This is a genomic window from Natrinema thermotolerans, assembly GCF_031165565.1.
Classification (GTDB): domain Archaea; phylum Halobacteriota; class Halobacteria; order Halobacteriales; family Natrialbaceae; genus Natrinema; species Natrinema thermotolerans.
Genome location: NZ_CP101873.1, coordinates 293,311 through 311,921 on the forward strand (window position 1 = coordinate 293,311; position 18,611 = coordinate 311,921).

General features: G+C 66.9%; 21 protein-coding genes and 1 rRNA gene. 14 read left to right on the top strand and 8 right to left on the bottom strand.

From position 1 onward, the window contains the following. Position 1 precedes the first annotated feature (1 nt). The 3 genes from cofD (at position 2) to NP511_RS01525 (ending at position 3,353) form a co-directional block, all read left to right on the top strand. Positions 2-994 (top strand): 2-phospho-L-lactate transferase, encoded by a 993-nt coding sequence (cofD, locus tag NP511_RS01515; RefSeq protein WP_049966862.1) that lies wholly within the window; start codon positions 2-4, stop codon positions 992-994. Beyond that, a complete protein-coding gene (locus NP511_RS01520; RefSeq protein WP_049966863.1) occupies positions 991-1,752 on the top strand; it encodes a tRNA-dihydrouridine synthase in 762 nt (253 codons plus the stop codon). Before cofD ends, NP511_RS01520 begins: the two co-directional genes overlap by 4 nt. A 338-nt stretch (positions 1,753-2,090) precedes the next feature. Next, positions 2,091-3,353 carry an NRAMP family divalent metal transporter gene (locus NP511_RS01525; RefSeq protein WP_049966865.1) on the top strand — a complete coding sequence of 421 codons (1,263 nt, stop codon included), beginning with the start codon at positions 2,091-2,093 and terminating at the stop codon, positions 3,351-3,353. A gap of 6 nt (positions 3,354-3,359) precedes the next feature. On the opposite strand, the gene NP511_RS01530 is transcribed toward NP511_RS01525, so the two are convergent. Beyond that, positions 3,360-3,704 (bottom strand): cupin domain-containing protein, encoded by a 345-nt coding sequence (locus tag NP511_RS01530; RefSeq protein ID WP_049966866.1) that lies wholly within the window; start codon positions 3,702-3,704, stop codon positions 3,360-3,362. Between the two features lie 141 nt (positions 3,705-3,845). Here NP511_RS01530 and NP511_RS01535 point away from each other — a divergent pair, with 141 nt between their 5' ends. From NP511_RS01535 to NP511_RS01545, 3 genes are all read left to right on the top strand, one after another. Further along, on the top strand, positions 3,846-4,697 hold the full coding sequence (locus tag NP511_RS01535) for a triphosphoribosyl-dephospho-CoA synthase (protein ID WP_049966867.1): 852 nt from the start codon (positions 3,846-3,848) through the stop codon (positions 4,695-4,697). After that, the gene (locus NP511_RS01540) at positions 4,694-5,290 is read left to right on the top strand and encodes a DUF447 domain-containing protein (RefSeq protein ID WP_049966868.1); all 597 of its coding nucleotides are present in this window, start codon (positions 4,694-4,696) and stop codon (positions 5,288-5,290) included. The genes NP511_RS01535 and NP511_RS01540 overlap by 4 nt, the downstream gene beginning before the upstream one ends. Before the next feature lie 110 nt (positions 5,291-5,400). Further along, complete coding sequence (locus NP511_RS01545; protein WP_006651267.1) at positions 5,401-5,592, top strand: 30S ribosomal protein S17e; 192 nt, start codon at positions 5,401-5,403, stop codon at positions 5,590-5,592. 154 nt (positions 5,593-5,746) lie between these two features. On the opposite strand, the gene NP511_RS01550 is transcribed toward NP511_RS01545, so the two are convergent. Further along, positions 5,747-6,028 carry a hypothetical protein gene (locus tag NP511_RS01550; protein WP_006651268.1) on the bottom strand — a complete coding sequence of 94 codons (282 nt, stop codon included), beginning with the start codon at positions 6,026-6,028 and terminating at the stop codon, positions 5,747-5,749. A 206-nt stretch (positions 6,029-6,234) separates the two neighbouring features. On the opposite strand from NP511_RS01550, the gene asd reads away from it, so the two are divergent. The 3 genes from asd to NP511_RS01565 all read left to right on the top strand — a co-directional run bounded on the left by asd (position 6,235) and on the right by NP511_RS01565 (position 8,400). After that, positions 6,235-7,269 (top strand): aspartate-semialdehyde dehydrogenase, encoded by a 1,035-nt coding sequence (gene asd, locus NP511_RS01555; protein ID WP_006651269.1) that lies wholly within the window; start codon positions 6,235-6,237, stop codon positions 7,267-7,269. A gap of 124 nt (positions 7,270-7,393) precedes the next feature. Further along, positions 7,394-8,038, top strand: coding sequence for a helix-turn-helix domain-containing protein (locus tag NP511_RS01560; RefSeq protein WP_006651270.1), 645 nt, complete (start codon positions 7,394-7,396; stop codon positions 8,036-8,038). Positions 8,039-8,091: 53 nt separating this feature from the next. Further along, positions 8,092-8,400: a HalOD1 output domain-containing protein gene (locus tag NP511_RS01565; RefSeq protein ID WP_049966869.1), complete on the top strand. Its 309-nt coding sequence runs from the start codon at positions 8,092-8,094 to the stop codon at positions 8,398-8,400. Positions 8,401-8,418: 18 nt separating this feature from the next. Here NP511_RS01565 and NP511_RS01570 read toward each other — a convergent pair whose 3' ends face one another. Both NP511_RS01570 and NP511_RS01575 read right to left on the bottom strand, forming a co-directional pair. Continuing rightward, the gene (locus NP511_RS01570) at positions 8,419-8,850 is read right to left on the bottom strand and encodes a universal stress protein (protein ID WP_006651272.1); all 432 of its coding nucleotides are present in this window, start codon (positions 8,848-8,850) and stop codon (positions 8,419-8,421) included. Between the two features lie 132 nt (positions 8,851-8,982). Beyond that, positions 8,983-9,951, bottom strand: a complete 969-nt coding sequence (locus NP511_RS01575) for a D-2-hydroxyacid dehydrogenase (protein ID WP_084158328.1) — start codon at positions 9,949-9,951, stop codon at positions 8,983-8,985. A gap of 155 nt (positions 9,952-10,106) precedes the next feature. Between NP511_RS01575 and NP511_RS01580 the strand changes: the two genes are divergently transcribed. The 3 genes from NP511_RS01580 (at position 10,107) to NP511_RS01590 (ending at position 12,685) form a co-directional block, all read left to right on the top strand. After that, positions 10,107-10,235: a hypothetical protein gene (locus NP511_RS01580; protein WP_006180473.1), complete on the top strand. Its 129-nt coding sequence runs from the start codon at positions 10,107-10,109 to the stop codon at positions 10,233-10,235. 71 nt (positions 10,236-10,306) lie between these two features. Continuing rightward, positions 10,307-11,698, top strand: a complete 1,392-nt coding sequence (locus NP511_RS01585) for an NAD(P)/FAD-dependent oxidoreductase (RefSeq protein WP_049966871.1) — start codon at positions 10,307-10,309, stop codon at positions 11,696-11,698. 78 nt (positions 11,699-11,776) lie between these two features. Then, on the top strand, positions 11,777-12,685 hold the full coding sequence (locus NP511_RS01590) for a cytochrome c oxidase subunit 3 (RefSeq protein ID WP_049966872.1): 909 nt from the start codon (positions 11,777-11,779) through the stop codon (positions 12,683-12,685). 18 nt (positions 12,686-12,703) lie between these two features. On the opposite strand, the gene NP511_RS01595 is transcribed toward NP511_RS01590, so the two are convergent. After that, positions 12,704-12,880, bottom strand: coding sequence for a hypothetical protein (locus NP511_RS01595; protein ID WP_162834905.1), 177 nt, complete (start codon positions 12,878-12,880; stop codon positions 12,704-12,706). Positions 12,881-13,203: 323 nt separating this feature from the next. On the opposite strand from NP511_RS01595, the gene NP511_RS01600 reads away from it, so the two are divergent. After that, positions 13,204-14,028, top strand: coding sequence for a manganese catalase family protein (locus NP511_RS01600; RefSeq protein WP_049966873.1), 825 nt, complete (start codon positions 13,204-13,206; stop codon positions 14,026-14,028). 42 nt (positions 14,029-14,070) lie between these two features. On the opposite strand, the gene NP511_RS01605 is transcribed toward NP511_RS01600, so the two are convergent. Further along, positions 14,071-14,655 (bottom strand): DUF7979 domain-containing protein, encoded by a 585-nt coding sequence (locus NP511_RS01605; protein ID WP_049966874.1) that lies wholly within the window; start codon positions 14,653-14,655, stop codon positions 14,071-14,073. Then, positions 14,652-16,934: a DUF6789 family protein gene (locus NP511_RS01610; protein ID WP_049966875.1), complete on the bottom strand. Its 2,283-nt coding sequence runs from the start codon at positions 16,932-16,934 to the stop codon at positions 14,652-14,654. The genes NP511_RS01605 and NP511_RS01610 overlap by 4 nt, the downstream gene beginning before the upstream one ends. Before the next feature lie 219 nt (positions 16,935-17,153). Between NP511_RS01610 and coxB the strand changes: the two genes are divergently transcribed. Continuing rightward, positions 17,154-17,921, top strand: coding sequence for a cytochrome c oxidase subunit II (gene coxB / locus NP511_RS01615; protein WP_049966876.1), 768 nt, complete (start codon positions 17,154-17,156; stop codon positions 17,919-17,921). Between the two features lie 461 nt (positions 17,922-18,382). On the opposite strand, the gene rrf is transcribed toward coxB, so the two are convergent. Further along, a 5S ribosomal RNA gene (gene rrf / locus NP511_RS01620) occupies positions 18,383-18,504 on the bottom strand. Positions 18,505-18,611: the final 107 nt, after the last annotated feature.

Below are 18,611 nucleotides of genomic sequence, written 5' to 3' on the forward strand. Positions count from 1 at the left end.
TATGGTAACCTTCCTCTCCGGGGGCACCGGCACGCCGAAGCTGTTAGACGGCGCTGCCGCCGCGTTCTCGCCGGAGGAGACCACGGTCGTCGCCAACACGGGCGACGACATCGAACTCGGCGGACTCTTCGTCTCGCCGGACGTCGATACGCTGTTGTTTCAGGGCGGTGGGATCCTCGACCGGGAGACGTGGTGGGGCATCGAGGGCGATACGCATCGAACGAACTCGGCGCTGAAAGACATCGCGTCGGCCGCGGACCTCCCCGACGGCCCGCAGTACCTCCCCGGGGAGAAACAGACCGACGGCCGCGACCTCGCGAACTGGCGGCGCTTTTCGGGGGTCGCCGAGTTCATGACGATCGGCGATCGCGACCGGGCCGTCCACATCACGCGGACCAGCCTCCTTGACGAGGGGTACACGCTGAGCGAGGCGACCCGGCAACTCGCCGACGGGTTCGGACTCACGATCGACCTGTTCCCGATGAGCGACGATCCCGTCGCCAGCCTCGTCCACACGGACGAGGGGCTGATGCACTTTCAGGAGTACTGGGTCGCCCACCGGGGCGAGCCGACCGTCGACACCGTCGAGTTTCGGGGCTCCTCACAGGCCGAGCCCGCACCGGGCGTCCTCGAGGCGCTCGACGACACCGTCGTCATCGGCCCCTCGAATCCGGTCACCAGTATCGGACCGATGCTCGCGTTGCCGGGCGTCGCCGAGGCGCTCGCCGAGACCACGGTCGTCGCCGTCTCGCCGTTCCTCGGGGACGACGCGTTCTCCGGGCCCGCCGGCGACCTCATGGCGGCGGTCAACGCAAAGCCAAGCACTGCGGGGTTGGCGACCGCCTATCCCTTCGCCGACGCCTTCGTGATCGACGAGGGCGACGACGCCACCTTCGAAGCTCCGGCGGTCAGGACCGACATCGGGATCGACTCCCGAGAGGACGCCGCCCGCGTGATCCGCGCGATCGAGGCGGCGATCGAGCGCGTGGCATGAGCCACGAGCTATCGTTCACACCGCCGCTCGCGCTGGCCAGCCTCAGCGGCGAGGCCGACGCCGACTGGGCGCGGGCCGGGGCCGAGTACGCGGGGGCCGCGTTCCTCGGCGGGATCGCACTCGACGACGACTCGCGTGCGGCCGCGCGCGAACTCGTCGCCCGCGATCGGACGGAGTTCCTCCCCGACGATCCGCTCGCCTTTCTCGAGGGCGAACTCGACGCGCTCGCGGACGTCCCGATCCGGCCGGCGTTCAACGTCCGCAGCACCACGATCGAACCGGTCGTCGACGCCGCCCGGCGCTGTCGCGATCGGGACGCGTACCTCGAGATCAACGCCCACTGCCGACAGGACGAGCTGTGTGCCGTCGGCTGCGGCGAGACGCTGCTGAAAGACGGCGAGCGCCTCGCGACCTACGTCGACCGGGCGGCCGACACCGGCGCGACCGTCGGCGTGAAGGTCCGTGCGGAAGTCCCCGCCGTCGACCTCCCGGAGCTCGCCGCCCGACTCGAGGACGCCGGGGCAGCTTTCGTCCACGTCGATGCGATGGACAGCGAGTCCGTCGTCGCCGACGTGGTCGACGCCACCGATCTGTTCGTCATCGCCAACAACGGCGTCCGCGACGACGAGACCGTCCGCGAGTACGTCGACTACGGCGCGGACGCGGTCAGCGTCGGCCGCCCAAGCGACACCCCCGCCGTCCTCGAGCGGGTCAACGACGCCGTGGACCGGCGACTGGGGCTCGAGGCGAGCCGATAGCGACGGCGCGGCCGCCGAGCGCCGGGGCCGCGTGAGCCCGCTCTGCAGGTCCCGGTGAACGGGTCGCTGCGAGGCCCGATGGATAAAGCGGGTTGAAGTATCCGGCGCTGCCCTCTCCCCGATGGGAGCGTTGTCTGTAGCCGGACTATTATGGGGGCGCTGAACCGAACGCCGGGCGTCGTTTCGCCGTCGAACAGTGGCCGCGACAGAACCGAGTTACCGATCAGTACTAGCACGATCACGACACCGCCCGACGCACAGCCGTTCGAACGCATCTGGTCGTCCGTCAGGGTTCGGCCACTCCGCCGAATCGACCGCCTGAAAACGGAGGCGCACGAATGAGTATCCGGAACCTGTCCGCAGTCGACTATCTTGCCGGGCAGGCACAGCAGTACGGGTTGGCGTTCGTGATGGTCGCGAGCTACTTCGGCTCCGGGTCGATATTCATCGCCAGTCAGGCGGGGGTCATCCACGGCTACACCCTGCTGTGGGCCGTCGTCGGCGCTGCACTGCTCGGGTTCATGGCACAGGATATGAGCGCCAGACTGGGCATTCACGGGACCTCGCTGATGGTGTTCGTCCGCGAAAAGGTCGGCCGGCCCGCGGCGATGGCGATCGCACTGTTCCTGTCGATCGGCTGTGTGGCGTGGACGATCGGACTGGTCGCGGCCGTTGGGGCCGGCTTCTCGTTCCTGGTCGGCGGCGCGATCGGCTGGCAACCGATCGCCGTCGTGGCGACGCTGGCGGCGATCGGCGTCGGACTGCTGAACTACGACACCGTCGAGACCCTGATGATCGCCATGATGCTCTCGTTGATGGTCATGTACGTCATCGTCGCCGTTCCCAGCGGCGCGGATTTGAATGCCGTCGCCCTCGGGTTCATCCCGACGACGGAAACGTTCGGCGCGCTCCCGATGGCCGCCGGCTTGCTCGGCACGACCGCGCTGTGGCCCAACTTCTTCCTCGAGTCGATCCTCGTCCACGAGAAGGGGTGGACCGACCAGAGCGACCTGCCCGGCGCGCGGGCCGATCTGGCGATCGGCTACGCCGTCGGCGGGCTGACGACGCTCGCGATCCTGATCACCGCCGCGGCGCTGCTGCGTCCGATGGGCTTTACGCAACTCGACACGTTCATCACCCCCGGAAAGGCGCTGGTCGAGGTCCTCGGCGTGTGGGCGATGGTTCTTTTCGTCATCGGCGTCATCGTGGCCGCGTTCAACAGTATCATCCCGATTATGTGGACGCCCGCCTACATGATTCCGCAGGCCGCCGGCTACGAAGTCAACAAGGGCGACCGGCGATTCACGATTGTCTTCGTGACCCTAACGGGGATCGGCGTCTTCTCGCCGGTATTCAGTCGAGTGCTCGATCTCTCGGTCATCGATATGGCGATCCTGTTCCCGACGGTCAACGGCATCTTCGGCCTCCCGGTCGCGGCCACCCTGCTGTTCTGGGCGGTCAACGACCGCGAGACCATGGGCGAGTACCGGAACTCCCGGTGGCTGAACGTCGTCAACGCCTCGCTGGTGGTGCTGGCGATCACTCTGGGCGCGCTCGCCATGCAGGGATTCCTCGACCTGTTCACCGGCGGCGGTTTCTGACGGGGACTACAGCGGCGCGCCGACCAACACGAGCTTCGCTCGCTCGTCGTACTGGTTCAGGATCTGGCGCGACTCCTCGGGGTCGAGCCGGATCGCCTCGTCTGTCTCGAGGGGCACGGTCTCGCCCGCGTCGGTCAGGTCGACGTCGACCCGTCCCTCGACAACGTAGTAGACTTCCTCCTGTCCCGACTCCGCCTCGGCGTGTTCCATCCCCTTGCCGCCGGGCTCGAGTTCGAGGATCGAGATCCCCAGCTCCTCGGTGGCGAGTGGCTCCTTGAGGAACCACATGCCGCCCCACTCCTCGTCGATGACTGAGTCCGGATCGGTCTTGGCGACGGTGTCGTAGCCCATACGCGATGAATGCTTGCCTCGAGGCTTAAATCGATGGGACGGCGAACCCGTTGCAGGGAACGGCCCTCGCCCCGTCGATCGACGCGACTCGAGTCGCCGCGAACCCCCACCCCTAAGCCGCCTCGGCACACAGCGATCCGTATGCGAACGTCGGCCCAGAACGCGGAACTGGCCTTGCTCCTCGAGGTCGCGGGGACGCCCAAGCCGGGCAACGTCGACCGCGAGCGCGACCTCGCGGACCTGCGGTTCGAACACTTCCTCGCCGGGGCCGTCGGCGCTCGGGACGGACTCGAGCGGGCGGCATCGGGCGCGGCGATCGGGCCCGCCTTCGAGCGAGCCGTCGAGGGGATGGCCACACAGGAGGGCGGGAACACGCAGTTCGGGGCCCTGCTGTTGCTCGTGCCGCTGGTCCGGGCCGCCGGCGACGACCTCGATCGATCGGCCGCCGAGGCCGTCGTCCGCGAGACGACCGTCGCCGACGCGGCGGGGTTCTACCGGGCGTTCGACCGCGTCGACGTCGCCGTCGACGACCCGCCGGCGGACATGGACGCCCTCGACGTACGTCGCGGATCGGACGCGGTGCCGGCCCTCGAGGAACGCGGGCTGACGCTGCTGGAGATCATGGAACGCAGCGTTCCCGGCGACGGCGTCGCCCGCGAGTGGGTCGAGGGGTTCGAGCGGTCGTTCGCGGCCGCCGACCGACTCGCCGCGGCCGAGGGCCCGCTTTCGGGCCGGACCGCCGCGGTCTTTCTCTCCCTGCTCGCCGGGCGACCCGATACCCTCGTCGCGACGCGTCACGGCGAGGCGACCGCCCGCGAGGTCACCGACCGGGCCGCGGCACTGGTCGCCGACGGCGCCCTCGAGACCGATCGCCGGACCGTCGACCGGTTCGCCGACGACCTGGTCGAGCGGGGAATCAACCCCGGGACCACGGCCGATATCACGGCCGCGGGACTGTTCGTCGCGCTCGAGCGGGGGTCGATCACGGTATGAGCGGCGAGCGCGGATCAGAGAGCGGCGACGCCGCGACGTGGCCCGTCGACCTCGCCGGCGTCACCGAAACCGTCGTGACCACGCTCGGCCCGAACGGGCTGTGGAACGCCGCAGCGCTCGGGCTCCACGCGGGCGATCCCGTCACCGCGCGGACGTGGGGGAACACCCGCACCCGGCGGAACTTCCACCGACAAGGCGAGGCCTACGTCCAGTTCGTCGACGACCCCGTCGTCTTCGCCGACGCCGCCTGCTCGATCCTCGAGCGCGAGGACCCGATCCTCGAGTCGGCCAGCGCCTGGGCGCGGGTCACCGTCGAGCGGATCGACGCGGGCAGCGAAGGCGGCACCGAGTGGGAGGAGTGGACGCTTCGCCCCGTCGAGTCGGCGATCGAGCGCGAGACGGTCCCGACGATCGACCGCGGGTTCGGGGCCGTCGTCGAGGCGACCGTCGCCGCCTCGCGGCTCGGGGTCGACGAATACGACGAGGGCGAGTTACGCGACCGCCTCGAGTACTGTGCCGCGGTCGTCGAGCGGGCCGGCGGCCCCCGAGAGCGGGAGGCTCTCAAACAGGTTCGCGACCAGTCGCAGTGGTGAGGGTACGGTGTGGAACCGATGCGGACGACCGCGGTCGTGGCGGGGCCGTGGGCGACCGGTCGCCGCCGCAGAACGAATGGCTTTAGGGCGCGCTCCATGAACCACTCGATATGGCAATCAAGCCGGCCTACGTCAAGAAGACGGGGACCCTCCTCCTCGAGCGGTACCCGGAGGCGTTCACGACCGACTTCGAACAGAACAAGGAAAGCGTCGCAAAGCTCACCAACGTCGAGTCCAAGGGCGTTCGCAACCGGATCGCCGGCTACGTCACCCGGAAGAAGGGCTCGGAAGTCCCCGCATAACTCGCTTTCTCACCTCGAGATCGATCGCACAAGCCGAGAAGCAACGCGTCTCCGCCGCGACCGCTGTCGCGGCTACTGTGAGTCATCGTAACGCTGTCGTCGCGCGTTGTGACCGGGCCGCTCGGTGGTCGACGGCCGGGCCGGCAAACCCGAGTTACTCGCCGAAGCCGGGTTCCATGTAGAGCGCGGCGACAAGCGCCACCAAGGCGATGCCGAAGGCGAACAGCAGCCCGACGAAGCCGGTCAGAATGTTCAGTTCGAAGCCCAAAAGCGGGAGCGCCGCCGTCGCCTCGTCGGTGCCCGCGGCGGAGTAGCCCGTCCACGCGAAGAGGACGCCGACCAGCGCCGCGACGGCCGCAAGCACCGTCGCACCGATACTAAAGGGCGTGTCGAACAGCCCGCCGGTACTCGCGGTCGAACTCGTCATCGGAACCACCTCTGGCCTGCCGCCTCGAGTCGGTCCTGTCGGTCGTACATCGATCGATAGGTACCGCTCCGTTTTCTTAATATCTTCTATCCGTTCGGAGCGCCATCCTCGCGGCCGGTCGGCGGCCGGCGTTGGCGACGTGTGCAACTTCGACGATTGACACTCGCTACCGAAAACCCAAACGGTTTTGCGGACACGACTCGGAGTGCCGGAAAATGGCAGTACGAGTAGGCGTACTCGGTGCGACCGGTGCGGTTGGACAGCGACTGATTCAATTGCTCGACCCCCATCCGGAGTTCGAGATCGCGGCCCTGACCGCGAGCGACGCAAGCGCCGGCAAGACGTATCGACAGGCATCGAAGTGGCGCGTCGACAGCCCCATTCCCGAGGACGTCGCCGAGACGACCGTCACGGCGACCGACCCCGACGAGGTCCCCAACGACGTCGACCTGATCTTCTCGTCGCTCCCGTCGAGCGTCGGTGCGGAAGTCGAACCCGGCTTCTGTGAGGCCGGCTACGTCGTCTCCTCGAACTCTTCGAACGGCCGGATGGACGACGACATCCCCCTCGTGATTCCGGAGGTCAACGCCGACCACCTCGACTTGCTCGAGGTCCAGCGCGACGAGCGCGGCTGGGACGGCGCAATGGTCAAAAACCCCAACTGCTCGACGATCACCTTCGTCCCCACGCTCGCCGCCCTGACCGACTTCGGCCTCGAGAAGGTTCACGTCTCGACGCTGCAGGCGGTCTCCGGCGCGGGCTACGACGGCGTGTCCTCGATGGAGATCATCGACAACGCCATCCCCTACATCGGCGGCGAGGAGGACAAACTCGAGACCGAGTCCCGCAAACTGCTGGGCGAGTTCGACGGGGCCGAACTATCGCACAACGACATGTCGGTCGCGGCCTCCTGCAACCGCATCCCGACCATCGACGGCCACCTCGAGAACGTGTGGGTCGAGACCGCGGACGACCTGACCGCCGACGCGGCCGCCGAGGCCATGCGGGAGTATCCGTCGCTCGATCTCCGCTCCTCCCCCGAGCCGCTCATCCACGTCTTCGAGGAGCCCGACCGACCCCAGCCCCGGATGGACCGCACGCTGGGCGACGGCATGGCCATCGCCGCGGGCGGGCTGCAGGAGTCGCCCTTCGGCCTGCAGTACAACTGTCTGGCCCACAATACGATCCGCGGTGCCGCCGGCGCGAGCGTTCTCAACGGCGAACTGCTGCTCGAACACGGCTACATCTGAACGGCACACGCCGTTCCCCCTCGATCGTCCGCCGAGTGGCCGATCGATTCTCTCGTCGACACGCACCAACCCAGTTAGTGCCGTAGTATAACAGTCCCGGCGACGTACCTCGAGCGAAGGCCCCATGGTACTCATCGTCGAGTTCGAAATCGGGACGCCGATCCTCCGACGGACCGTCGACGCCGTCTCCCGGATCGACGTCGAGGAGATCTATCAGTCGGAGACGGGGTCGACGAAACTCGTCTGCTGGATGTACGGCGACGACCTCGAGAGCGTCGAACCCGCGCTCGCCGACGACACCACCGTCGCGGCCGTCTCGCTGCTCGAGGATCCAGGCGATCGCCGTCTCTACAGCGTCACGCTGTCGGAGCGGGGACAGGCCCATCTGACGTATCCGACGGCGGCGAAGTACGACATCGGGTATCAGGAGATCACCGTCACCGAGGAGACGAGCATTCGGGCCCGCGTACCGACCCGAGAGGCGCTGTTCGCATATCGGGACGTCTGTCGTGAGAAAGAGATTCCGTTCCGGATCCAGCGTATCTTCGAGGAATCGGCCGCCGCCGGGGACCGGTACGGGATCACCGAACGCCAGCGGAAGGCACTGATCGTCGCCCTCGAGGAGGGCTACTTCGACGTACCCCGCGAGACGACGCTCTCCGCGGTCGCCGCGAAACTCGACATCTCGGATCAGGCGCTGTCCGCCCGCCTCCGGCGGGGGCAGGCCAACCTCCTGCGGAACACGATCGGCGGACCGGCCCCCACTTGAAGGGTTGGCCCTCCAATCGTGGTTGCTTCCCGCGGCCGGCCGGTATCGTGTGTATGGAAACTGAGCCTACCACCGACCGGTTGACGCTTCACGAATCTGCCAGTACGCACCAGGCCGACCCGGACACGCCCCCGAGCGAGGCCGTCATCGACGCGATCGCGGCCGACTCGTCGTTCGACGCCCTCGAACTCGCCGACGAGTTCGGCCCGCTGTACGACGTGATCGACCCGTCCGCGCTCGATTCGCTCTTCCAGTCGACGGTGGGGGCCGACCGCTGCGTCGGGTCGGTCACGTTCGAGTACGCGGGCTACCGGGTCGGCGTCGACCAGACCGGCCGCGTCGAACTCGCCGCCCTCGAGTGAGTGTTTCACGTTGCTCCGTCAGTCGTCCGTTCGCGGGAGCGCGACCACCGGAATCGTGGCCTGTTTGACCAGTCGCCGAGCCACGTCACCGGTAAGTAGCTCCACGAACCGGTTCCCTTCGCGAGGCTCGAAGACGACGGCTTCGACATCGCGCTCCTCGGCCGCGTCGAAGATCGTTTCGACGACGTCCGTCCCGAAGAGGATCGCCGTTTCGACCGAGGCCGCTCGATCCGCGAGCGGCCCGCGGGCACGCTCGAAGATCTCCTCGGCGTAGTCCTCGCGCTGTTCGACCGAGGCCTTGTCCGGCGCACCGCCCGCCTTCTCGATGACATTGACGAAGAGTACCGAACTCTCGGGGCCGAGATACGGTGCCAGCGCCGCCGCCGTTCGTTCGCCGTCGTCGGGGTCGGCGACGGGCACGAGGACCCGGCCGTCGAACGTCAGTACCATCGTCCGCCTCCCGTCCACACGGACGCGTTCGCTCGAGTCACACAGTCTGTGCTGTCCATACGCGCCGTTCGTCGCAAAGGGGCAAAAAGGTGCGTCGAATCGACTGGCGGCGGACGGCACGGCCGGCGCGTCTCAGGGACGGACCTGATTCTCGAGGGCGTCGTCGCCGTTCGCGTGCCGACGGACGTTCTCGGCGACGATATCCGCGAGTCGCTCGTAGTACTCGGGCGTGTGGCCCGCGTTGTGGGGCGTAATCCGTACGTTTTCGAAGGTCCACAGCGGGTGGTCCTCCGGCAGCGGTTCGGGGTCGGTAACGTCCAGCGCGGCCCCGCGGAGCCGGTTCGAGCGCAGCGCCGCGACCAGCGCGTCGGTGTCGACGACGGGGCCGCGGGCGACGTTGACCAGCACTGCCTCGGGGTCGATCGTAACCAGCGCCTCGCGGTCGATCAGCCCCCGCGTCGTTTCGGTGAGCGGACACGCGAGGACGAGATAGTCCGTCCGCGCGAGCGCGTCGTCGAACGCCTCGCTCTCGAACCCGATCACCTCGTCGGTCGGCCCACCCTTCTCGGGGGTGTATCGAACCCCGATCGTCTCGACGCCGAACGGCTCGAGCCGCTCGGCGACCGCCTCCCCGATCGCGCCGAGACCGACGATCGTCACCGTCGACCCCTGCAGTTCGTGGGCCTGATAGTGGCGCCACTCCCGGCGATCCTGTCGCCGCCGACCGACGTGAAACCGCCGGACGAACCCCAGGATCGCGCCCAGCACGTGTTCGCCGATGTTCGGTCCGTGGACGCCCGAAGCGTTGGTCACCGCGACGGCCCGCTCTTCGAGTTCCTCGAGGGGGAGATGGCCCGTCCCCGCGTAGGCACAGGCGAAGACCTCGAGCGCGTCGGCCGACTCGAGGAGATCGCGCTCGAGTGTCATACCGGTCGCGAACGTCGCCGACCGGATCGCCTCGCGTTCCGCGGCAGGGGTCCGCGCGAGTTCGACGCTGCGGTCGGGGAGCCGCTCGCGGATCGCGTCGGCATACTGTTCGACCGGCATCCCGTGGGTGCCACGCCGGAGGACCAGCACGTCCGGCGCGTCGGGCTCACTCATGTCCCCATCCTCGTCCAGTGCGATCAAAAGCGTTCGTCTCGCGGCACTGCGGGTGGTCGGGGCCGCCCCTCGAGGGGTCGAGTCGCTGGCAGCGTCCCACCCATCAAATGACGTGACCATCACGTTTAAGCGAGCGAGCCACGAACGCCGACAGTATGCCTTCAGACGAGTTTCTCGACGGCGAATCGCTCACCGGACGACAGGCGGCGATCATCTTCGCGGGCTTTCTCGGGTTCATCATCGGTTCCGGCGTCTTGCTCGTCCTGGCCAGAGGCCTCTTCTAACTGCGACCGGTCCGTTCGACGGACAGTCCGCCTCGCAGTTTTTATAATGACGCGCTGAGTCCGAACGTCGTATGGAACGCGTAGACGTCGCGATCGTCGGCGGCGGCCCCGCCGGTGCGTCCGCGGCCGAGCAAGCGGCAGCCCACGGCGCGGAAACCGTGCTCTTCGAGCAGGGGGTCCCCCGAGAGGATCGGGAAGGAGTGGGTCCCGACTCGACCGACGCCGCCGGAATGCTCGACTACTGGATCGACCTCATGGAGTTCGACTACCGCGAGATTCCCGACAACGTCATCCACCGGGAACTCGAGGGCACCGAGTTCATCGGCCCGAACAGCGCCGTCGAACTGACCTCGACCGGGATGGACGCCAGCTATCCGAAGTTCGGCTACACCTTCCATCGCGCCCGCATGGACGACTGGCTCCACGAGCGTGCGACCGACGCCGGGGCCGATCTCCGGGTCGGCGTCAGCGTCAAGGACCTCGAGACGGATCTCCGGGCCTCGAGCCCGAAGGGGCCGACCCACACGCTGACGCTGTCGAACGGCGACGAGATCGAGGCCCAGTACGTCGTGCTGGCCGACGGCCCGCAGCGCCGGATCACGCTCGACGCCCTCGATCAGTTCACCGCGCCCGGCCGCAGCGTCTCCGACCACCTCTCGCCGCCGGAGACGAATCACATCGCCTATCAGGAGTACCGGGAGTTCCCGGAAGAACTGTTCGCGGAGTTCGAGGACCGACTCAAGTTCTGGTGGGGATACATGCCCGGCGAAACCGCCTACCCGTGGGTCTTCCCCAACGACGGTACTGTCGCCCGCGTCGGGCTGACGATGCCGATCGGGATGACGCTCGAGGACGTCGAGGATCCCGGCTCCTACAAGCTCCTGCGGCCGGACGACGACCGGATCCCCTCCGGTGCCGAGTACATCAGCCGCCTACTCGAGCAGGAGTACGGCGACGAGTACGATATCGAGGAAGACATCCCCCGCGTCGAGGACCGTGGCAAGTCCAAGGGGACCGAGACCTACCCGATCTCCTCGACGCGGCCGATCGACTCGCCCGTCGGCGCGAACATCGCCGTCGCCGGCGGCGCGATGGGCACTACCTCGGCTTTCCACGAGGGCGGTTACCACGTCGCCGTCCGCACCGGCAAGATCGCCGGCCGGCTCGCCGGAACGGACTCGCTCGAGAACTACAACGATATCTGGAAAGACGCCATCGGCGACGAGATCCTCCGCAACGTCGCCTTCGCCGACATCGTCGCGGACTACGGCCCCGACGACTGGGACTGGGCGTTCTCGACCGTCAACGACATGCAGGGCAACGGCACCGACGACGGCCTGATCGCGCGGAAGTACACTGCCGGGTTCGACGCCGCGAAGATCGCCGCGACCTACAAGCGCACGAAGTTCACGTACCGCGACGGGGGCTACGTCCAGCTCGCCGAGGACGACTACTTCTACTGATCGGCACCGTCGCCGTACGCCGACCCTACCCACGCGTCCGCAGCGACCCTTTTTCGGCGTCGACGTGGAAGCGCGCCTATGGGAACCGGTGACGGCTCCGACCGCACTCCGCCCCCTCGAGCCGACGGCTCCGGCCATCACGTCCCCGAGGGGCAGGCACCCGAGGAGTACGGCGACCACCGCGGACACGGTGACGGCGACGACCACGAGCATCGAAGCCGGTGGCCGCTGATCGCCGCCGCCGGAGCCGCCGGGCTCTACGGCGGGGTCGCGATCGCGGTTCTCGGCACCGAAACCGGGCTCGTGCCACCGCTCGTCGGCGTCGCCCTCGCCGTCCTCGGGGCGGGCCTCTTGCTGTCCGGCGTCGGCGGCTGGCTCCGGGAGGCGTTTCTGGTGCCGGCCCGCGACCACGACGCGACGGCGTCCCCCGAGTCCCGCGAGTCGTACGTCTCGACGACCGTACTCTTCCTGGCGACCGACGTCTCGACGTTCGGGGCGCTGTTCGTCTACTACGCCTTCGTCAGAGTCGGCGCGTGGCCGCCCGCGGAACTCCCGCCGCTCGTGGGCTCGCTCGTCGCCGTCAACACCGCGATCCTGCTCGCCAGCAGCGTCACTGTTCACTACGCGCACGCGGCCCTCGAGTCGGGGAACCGTCGGCGCTTCCTCGGATTACTCGGGACGACGCTGGTCCTCGGGCTCGTCTTCCTCGCCGGGCAGGCCTACGAGTACTACGAGTTCGTCGCCGGGGAGGGCTTTTCGCTCACCAGCGGCGTCTTCGGAACCGCCTTCTACGGCCTGACCGGGCTCCACGGTTTTCACGTCGCCCTCGGCGTCGGGGCCATCGCGGTCCTGTGTTGGCGGGCGCTGCGGGGTCATTACGGGCCGGACCGGGACACCTCCGTCGCGACCGTCTCGCTGTACTGGCACTTCGTCGATCTCGTCTGGCTCGTCCTCGTGGCCGTCCTCTACGTCGGGGCGTCGGTCTGATCGGCAGGAGCTGCCGTACTACGGGAGTTCGTCGGCGTCGGTCTCGAGGACCCGGAGCGTCGACGAGGGACACTCACAGAAGTCCGACTGGCCGAGCGGTTGAAGCGTTCCGTCGGGCCAGACCTGCACGATACCGATCTCCCCGCAACGCGGACACGTCGCGGCGGCTCTGTGTTTCTCATCGGTGTTAGCCACCGGGGTCACCTCGCGGCGAACCGTACCACAGCCACCGTTGAAAAAACCCCGGCCGCCGTTCCGTAACGGGGGACCGCGTCGTCTCGACGAACGCGTATCGAGACTCGGGCCCGGCGAGTTCACGGCCGTGTCGCCCCCCGACACTGAGGCTCGAGCGATCTCCCCCGCGGCGAGTCGGCGACGAGGCGTGGCTCGAGATTGCCGCCTTCGATCCGTCTGCCACGCCATCCGAGTGGTTCGTATCGATTAGTTACCAGTCGGTTACACGTTCAGCACCGGTCGTAACAGTGGTTTATCACCTCGGTCGTGGGCAGGACCAGTGGATGTTCTTCCAAGAACCGGAACTCCAGTACGAGGTCACCGTCGAAGAACCGGACCCCCACTTCGCGAAGCTCCTCCAGCAAGCGATCGGCGGACAGGAAGGCGAGATGCGCGTCGCGCTCCAGTACATGTTTCAGGCGTGGGCGGTGCCGGAACAGCACGAGGAGTATCGGAACCTGCTGATGGAAACCGCCGCGGAGGAACTCGGCCACATCGAGATGCTCGCGACGGCAGTCACGAAGAACCTCAGAGGGTCCGCCAAGAGCATGAGCGAGGAGGTCCGAGAGACCGCAGACATGGCCGAGTCGATGACCGCGCAGGGCCCGCGACAGTTCCTCTCGGCGGGCGAGTCGGCGATGCCGGCCGACAGCAACGGCGCGCCCTTTACCGGCAACTACATCGTCGCCTCCGGCAACCTCGCCGGCGACCTCTACGCGAACGTGATGGCCGAGGCGACCGGCCGTACCCTCGCGACGCGGCTCTGGAACTACACCGACGACCCCGGGATGAAGGACATGCTCTCCTATCTCATCGCCCGGGACACGATGCACCAGAACCAGTGGCTTCAGGCCCTCGAGACCCTCGACGACCCGGTTCCAGTTCCCGCAAGCTTCCCGCAAGAACAGGAGAATCAGGACGTCAACTACACGTTCATGTCGACCCGCCGTGAGGAACAGCCCGACCCCGGCTACCCCTGGACGGAGGGTGAGGCTCCCGACGGGAAAGGCCAGTTCTCCTATGCCGCCGAGCAGCCGGGTGACGGCGACGTCGCCGCCCCCGATCCGGATCCGATGACAAACGACGACCCGAACCGGACGGATCAGTAGCGCCGCCCCGCCGAGTGACCGCCGCCGAACGCGAGCGTCATCTCAGTCCGACCGGTCGCGGCCGACCCGCTCCTCGAAGCCAGCCATCTTCCGATAGATCGGCGGCGTCAACACGCTCACGATCCCGATCAGGATCGCGATCGCCCCGATCGGGAACAAAAGCGGCGCGACCTCGAGACAGCTGTTTTGGGACGTGATCCGGACGTAGTAGCGCTGCCCCTCGTACTCGACGATCGCCCCCTCGAGCAGCGCCGCCCGGTTTCTCACCTCGCCGTCGACTTTCGCCTCCCGAAGCGGGCTGTCGATCGCCTCCTCGAGGGCCCGTTGCTCGGCCGTTGAAAGCGCCGCGGCGGGCAGTTCTTCGACGGTCGAGGGCGAGCCCTCGCGTTCGTCGACCGACGTCGCCGAGATCGTCGGTTCGCCACAGAGTCCGATCCCGTCCTGAACCACGACGTAGCCGCCGACGATCGCCAGCGGCAGTCCTACTGCGATCAGGACGACACCGAGAAAGGGCACAGCGTAGGTCAACACCAGCGACTCCGCGGCCGCCGTGGGCTCGAGCGGCCCCGTCTCGTCGGTGGCAGGGGTCTCCGTCCCGTCGGCCGCCCGCTCGTCGTCCGCACTCATCCGTCGTCCCCCGTCGACGGACGGCGCTGGCGGCCGCCCAAGACCGCGATCGTCCCGGCCAGACCCAGCCCGTAGACCCAGTGGGCGACGATCACGAACAGGACGTAGGTCACCAGCTCGAGGCCGGACTGGCCGGTGTAGAAGGCAAGCGCGAAGCCCGAGGCAATGACCGTCGCGTACCACAGCCCCGTCACCAGGGTCAACTCGCCGGGCAGGTACTCGCCCAGCGAGAGAAAGAGCAGCGGCCAGACCGTCATCCCCCCGAGGAGGAACAGGCCGTAGCCGAGCGCGAGGTTCGCCGGCAGCCCGACGAACGTCGCCAGCGTCGCGAACGCCTCGAGATCGAACGATCCCAAGGCTACTGCCACGAGAAGGGTACCCGTCAACAACATCGTGCCGACGAACCCACCGGCTGCGCCCGTCCCGGCGTCGTTCGCCACCCGCTTTGCCACCGGGACGATCCGGCCGTACAGCGACAGCGGGCGCTCCCCCTGTGCCGGAACGTACGATGGCCGGACCGCCTCGGGTTCGCTGGGCGGGACGCCGCGCTCGCGCTCGAGGCGGTCCTCGAACCACTGCCACTCGGGGGTGAACTGCTCGGTCGCTTTCAGGTCCCAGGGATCCGCCGTCTCGACCGGCGTTCCCTGGAAGTACGACCAGAGCATGTTGTACAGCCACATGAGGACGCTGATGCCGATGAGGAAGGCACCGACCGTCGCGACGACCTGCAGCCCCGAGTACTCGGCCGGATAGGTTGCGTACCGGCGAGGTAACTCGAGGAAACCGAGCGCCATCAGCGTCATGAACGTGAGCGCGGACCCGACGACCAAAAGCGACGACTGGAAGATTGCGAGTCGGCGGTCGTACATCCGACCCGTAAGCAGGGGATACCAGTAGTAGCTGGCGGCGAACATCATGAGCGGGATGATCCCCATGAGGATGAGATGGAAGTGACCGACGACGTAGTAGGTGCCGTGATAGACCACGTCGATCGGGATCACCGCGAGGAAGATACCGGTGACGCCGCCGACGATAAACAGGCCGATCGAGCCGACACAGAGGATCGTCGGCGCGGCCAGTCGAACGTCACCGTTCCACATCGTCGTAATCCAGTTGAAGACCTTGATCGCGCTGGGGACGGCGATGGCGATCGACGTCGCCATGAAACTCGCCCGGACTCGAGGGTCGACGCCGGTGACGAACATGTGGTGGGCCCAAACACCAAAGGAGAGGACGCCGATGGCGATCGTCGAGTAGACGATGAACTTGAACCCGAACAGCTTGCGGCCGACGAACTTCGGCAAGATCAGACTCATCAGCCCAGTCGCCGGGAGGAAGATGATGTACACCTCCGGATGACCCCAGAACCAGAATAGGTGTTGCCAGAGGATCGGTCCCCCGCCCTCGACCGCGAAGAAGGTCGTCCCGAAGTTACGATCGAACAACAGCATCAACAGGGCGGTGCCGAGCAACGGGAACGCGAAGATGATGATCGCACTCGTGACGAGCATATTCCACGAAAAGATATCGAGGTTCGCCCACCCGATCGACTCGTCGCGCTCGTAGACGACCGTCGTGATGAAGTTGAGCGCGCCGATCGTGGTTGCGATCCCGCTCAGATGCAGTCCTAGCAGCAGGAAGTTCGTCTGCGGGTTCGGTGCCAGCGACAAGGGCGGATACACCGTCCAGCCGATCGCCGGCTCCTTGAACGCGAACAAGACCGACAACCGATCCGCCGGGACCACGACCGCGAGTAGCGCCCCCGTCACCTCGGCGATGATACCGAACCGAGCGAGCAACAGCGACGGCGGCAACAGCCAGAACCCGACGGCGTTGAGCCGCGGAAACGCCATGTCGTCTGCCCCGATCAACAGCGGCAGGAAGTAGTTCCCGATCCCGAAGAACACCGGCGTCACGAAGAAGATCAACATCGTGAGCCCATGCATCGTGAACAGCTCGTTGTACGTCCCTTCCGTCCAGAGAGTCGCCTCGGGCGTCAGCAGATGGGTCCGGATCATCATCCCGTCGATCCCGCCCCAGATCGCCGCGACGGTACCGAACGCGATGTAGAGCAGTCCGATCTCGCGATGATTCGTCGTCGTCGTCCAACGAACGGCCGCCGCCTTCGCGTCGGCCAGCGAAATCCGTCGCCGCTGCTCCCGGACGTACCCGCCGTCCGGCGACGTCTCCGCTCGCCACCGGCTGGCGAGCGCGACCGTCAGCAGACAGCCCGCGAGGACGAGGCCGAACAGCGACACCTCCGCGAGCGCACGGTTCATCGCCACCGGTCACCCCCCATCGCTCGAGCGCCCCGCTCTCGGCCGCACATAGCGGTTGCCTCACCATCGGTTCCAATAAATATGGGCCGGCGTTTCCCTGACTGTCACCGCCCGTAATACGCCGTTTGGGAGTATTCACCGCTTACGACCACTACGCGGTCGTGACAGTTTACCGAACCACGAAGGCCGTATATCCCGCCAGTCGTCGAAGCCCCGTCAATGGACCGTCGACGCACGCTCGTCGCGCTCGTCGTCGCGGCGCTCTCGCTGCTTCTCGCGATGGGCACGGTCGCCGCCCAGTCCGAAAACCGTGACCTCATCGACGGCCTCGAGTACCAACTGCTCTACGTCGCCCTGCCGCTCACGCTCTTCGTCCTCCTGATCCTCGTCTACGCGGCCGTCAAGTTCCACGACAACGACGACCCCCAACCGACCACCGAGGATCCCGCCCTCGAGATCACCTGGACCGTCGCGACCGCGCTCATCCTCCTGTTCGTCGGCCTCTCGGGCTACAGCGTCCTCGTCAACCCCTACGTCTCCCCGTCGCAGGCCCTCGAGGGCGAGGACACAAGTCAGGACGGGTTCGACTCGTTCGCGGACCTCCCCGACACCGACGACGAAGAGGTTCACGTCCGGGGCTACCAGTGGGAGTGGCAGGCCACCTACCCAGAGGCCAACGTCACGACCGAATCCGAGATCGTGATCCCTGCCGACACGGACGTCACGTTCTGGCTCACCAGCGACGACGTCGTCCACTCGCTTTTCGTCCCCGATCTGGGTGTCAAACAGGACGCCTTCCCGGGCGACTACACTCGCGCCCGCACGACCGTCTCCGAACCCGGCCGCTACGACGCCGTCTGTGCCGAGTTCTGTGGGGCCGGTCACTCCCGGATGGACGGCTCCATCGTCGTCGTCGAGCGCGACACCTACGACGAATGGCTGGCAGCGAACGAGGGCACCATCACGGACGCACCCGACCCCGGTTGACCCTCCGTTCGCGGACGGGACTGAGCTACAAGAGTTAAACGGGCCACGCGCATAGGTCCGGTGCGTGCCTTCAGTCCCCGTCCGAGCAAACCCGTTTCGGGTGCGATGACAGCACGGCGAACCCGGGCACGCGACAGTCAGTTACTGGAGGGCTCCTCGAGTCCTTCCGCCCGGCACGAGGGTTAGCCAGCCGACGCGGCACGCCGCCACGGGATGAGGCTGGACGTTAGTGTTCCGGGCGACATTTCCACTACTACTGAGATCCTTCGCTACCGACTGCAGGAAAGAACGGGCATGTAATAGGCGGGAATCAATTTTCGGTACTCAGTCCGGTGCAGTAGCTACCCGATTTCTAATAGCACCGATCGAAGTATCGGAACTGTCTCGGTTTCTGATAAATACAGAAACCCCCGACGGCCACTGGATAGCAGTGGCTGCTCGGGGGTGAAAGTGAGTATGAATGGTGGCGGCGAATCAGATTTCCCAGAGGGTCGCCCACTCCAGTACTGACCGAAACGCAGGCGAGCTTATCTTCCGTGTTCGGGATGGGTACGGGAGGCACCTCGCCGCTATGGCCGCCGTAACGCCGATTCACGGAATCGAACCGCGATCATGCCAATATCGGTGGTGTGTCCAAGACCGAGTGTACGTGTAGTCCAGTTTGCGTCCGGACCCGTTCGCGCGTCACGG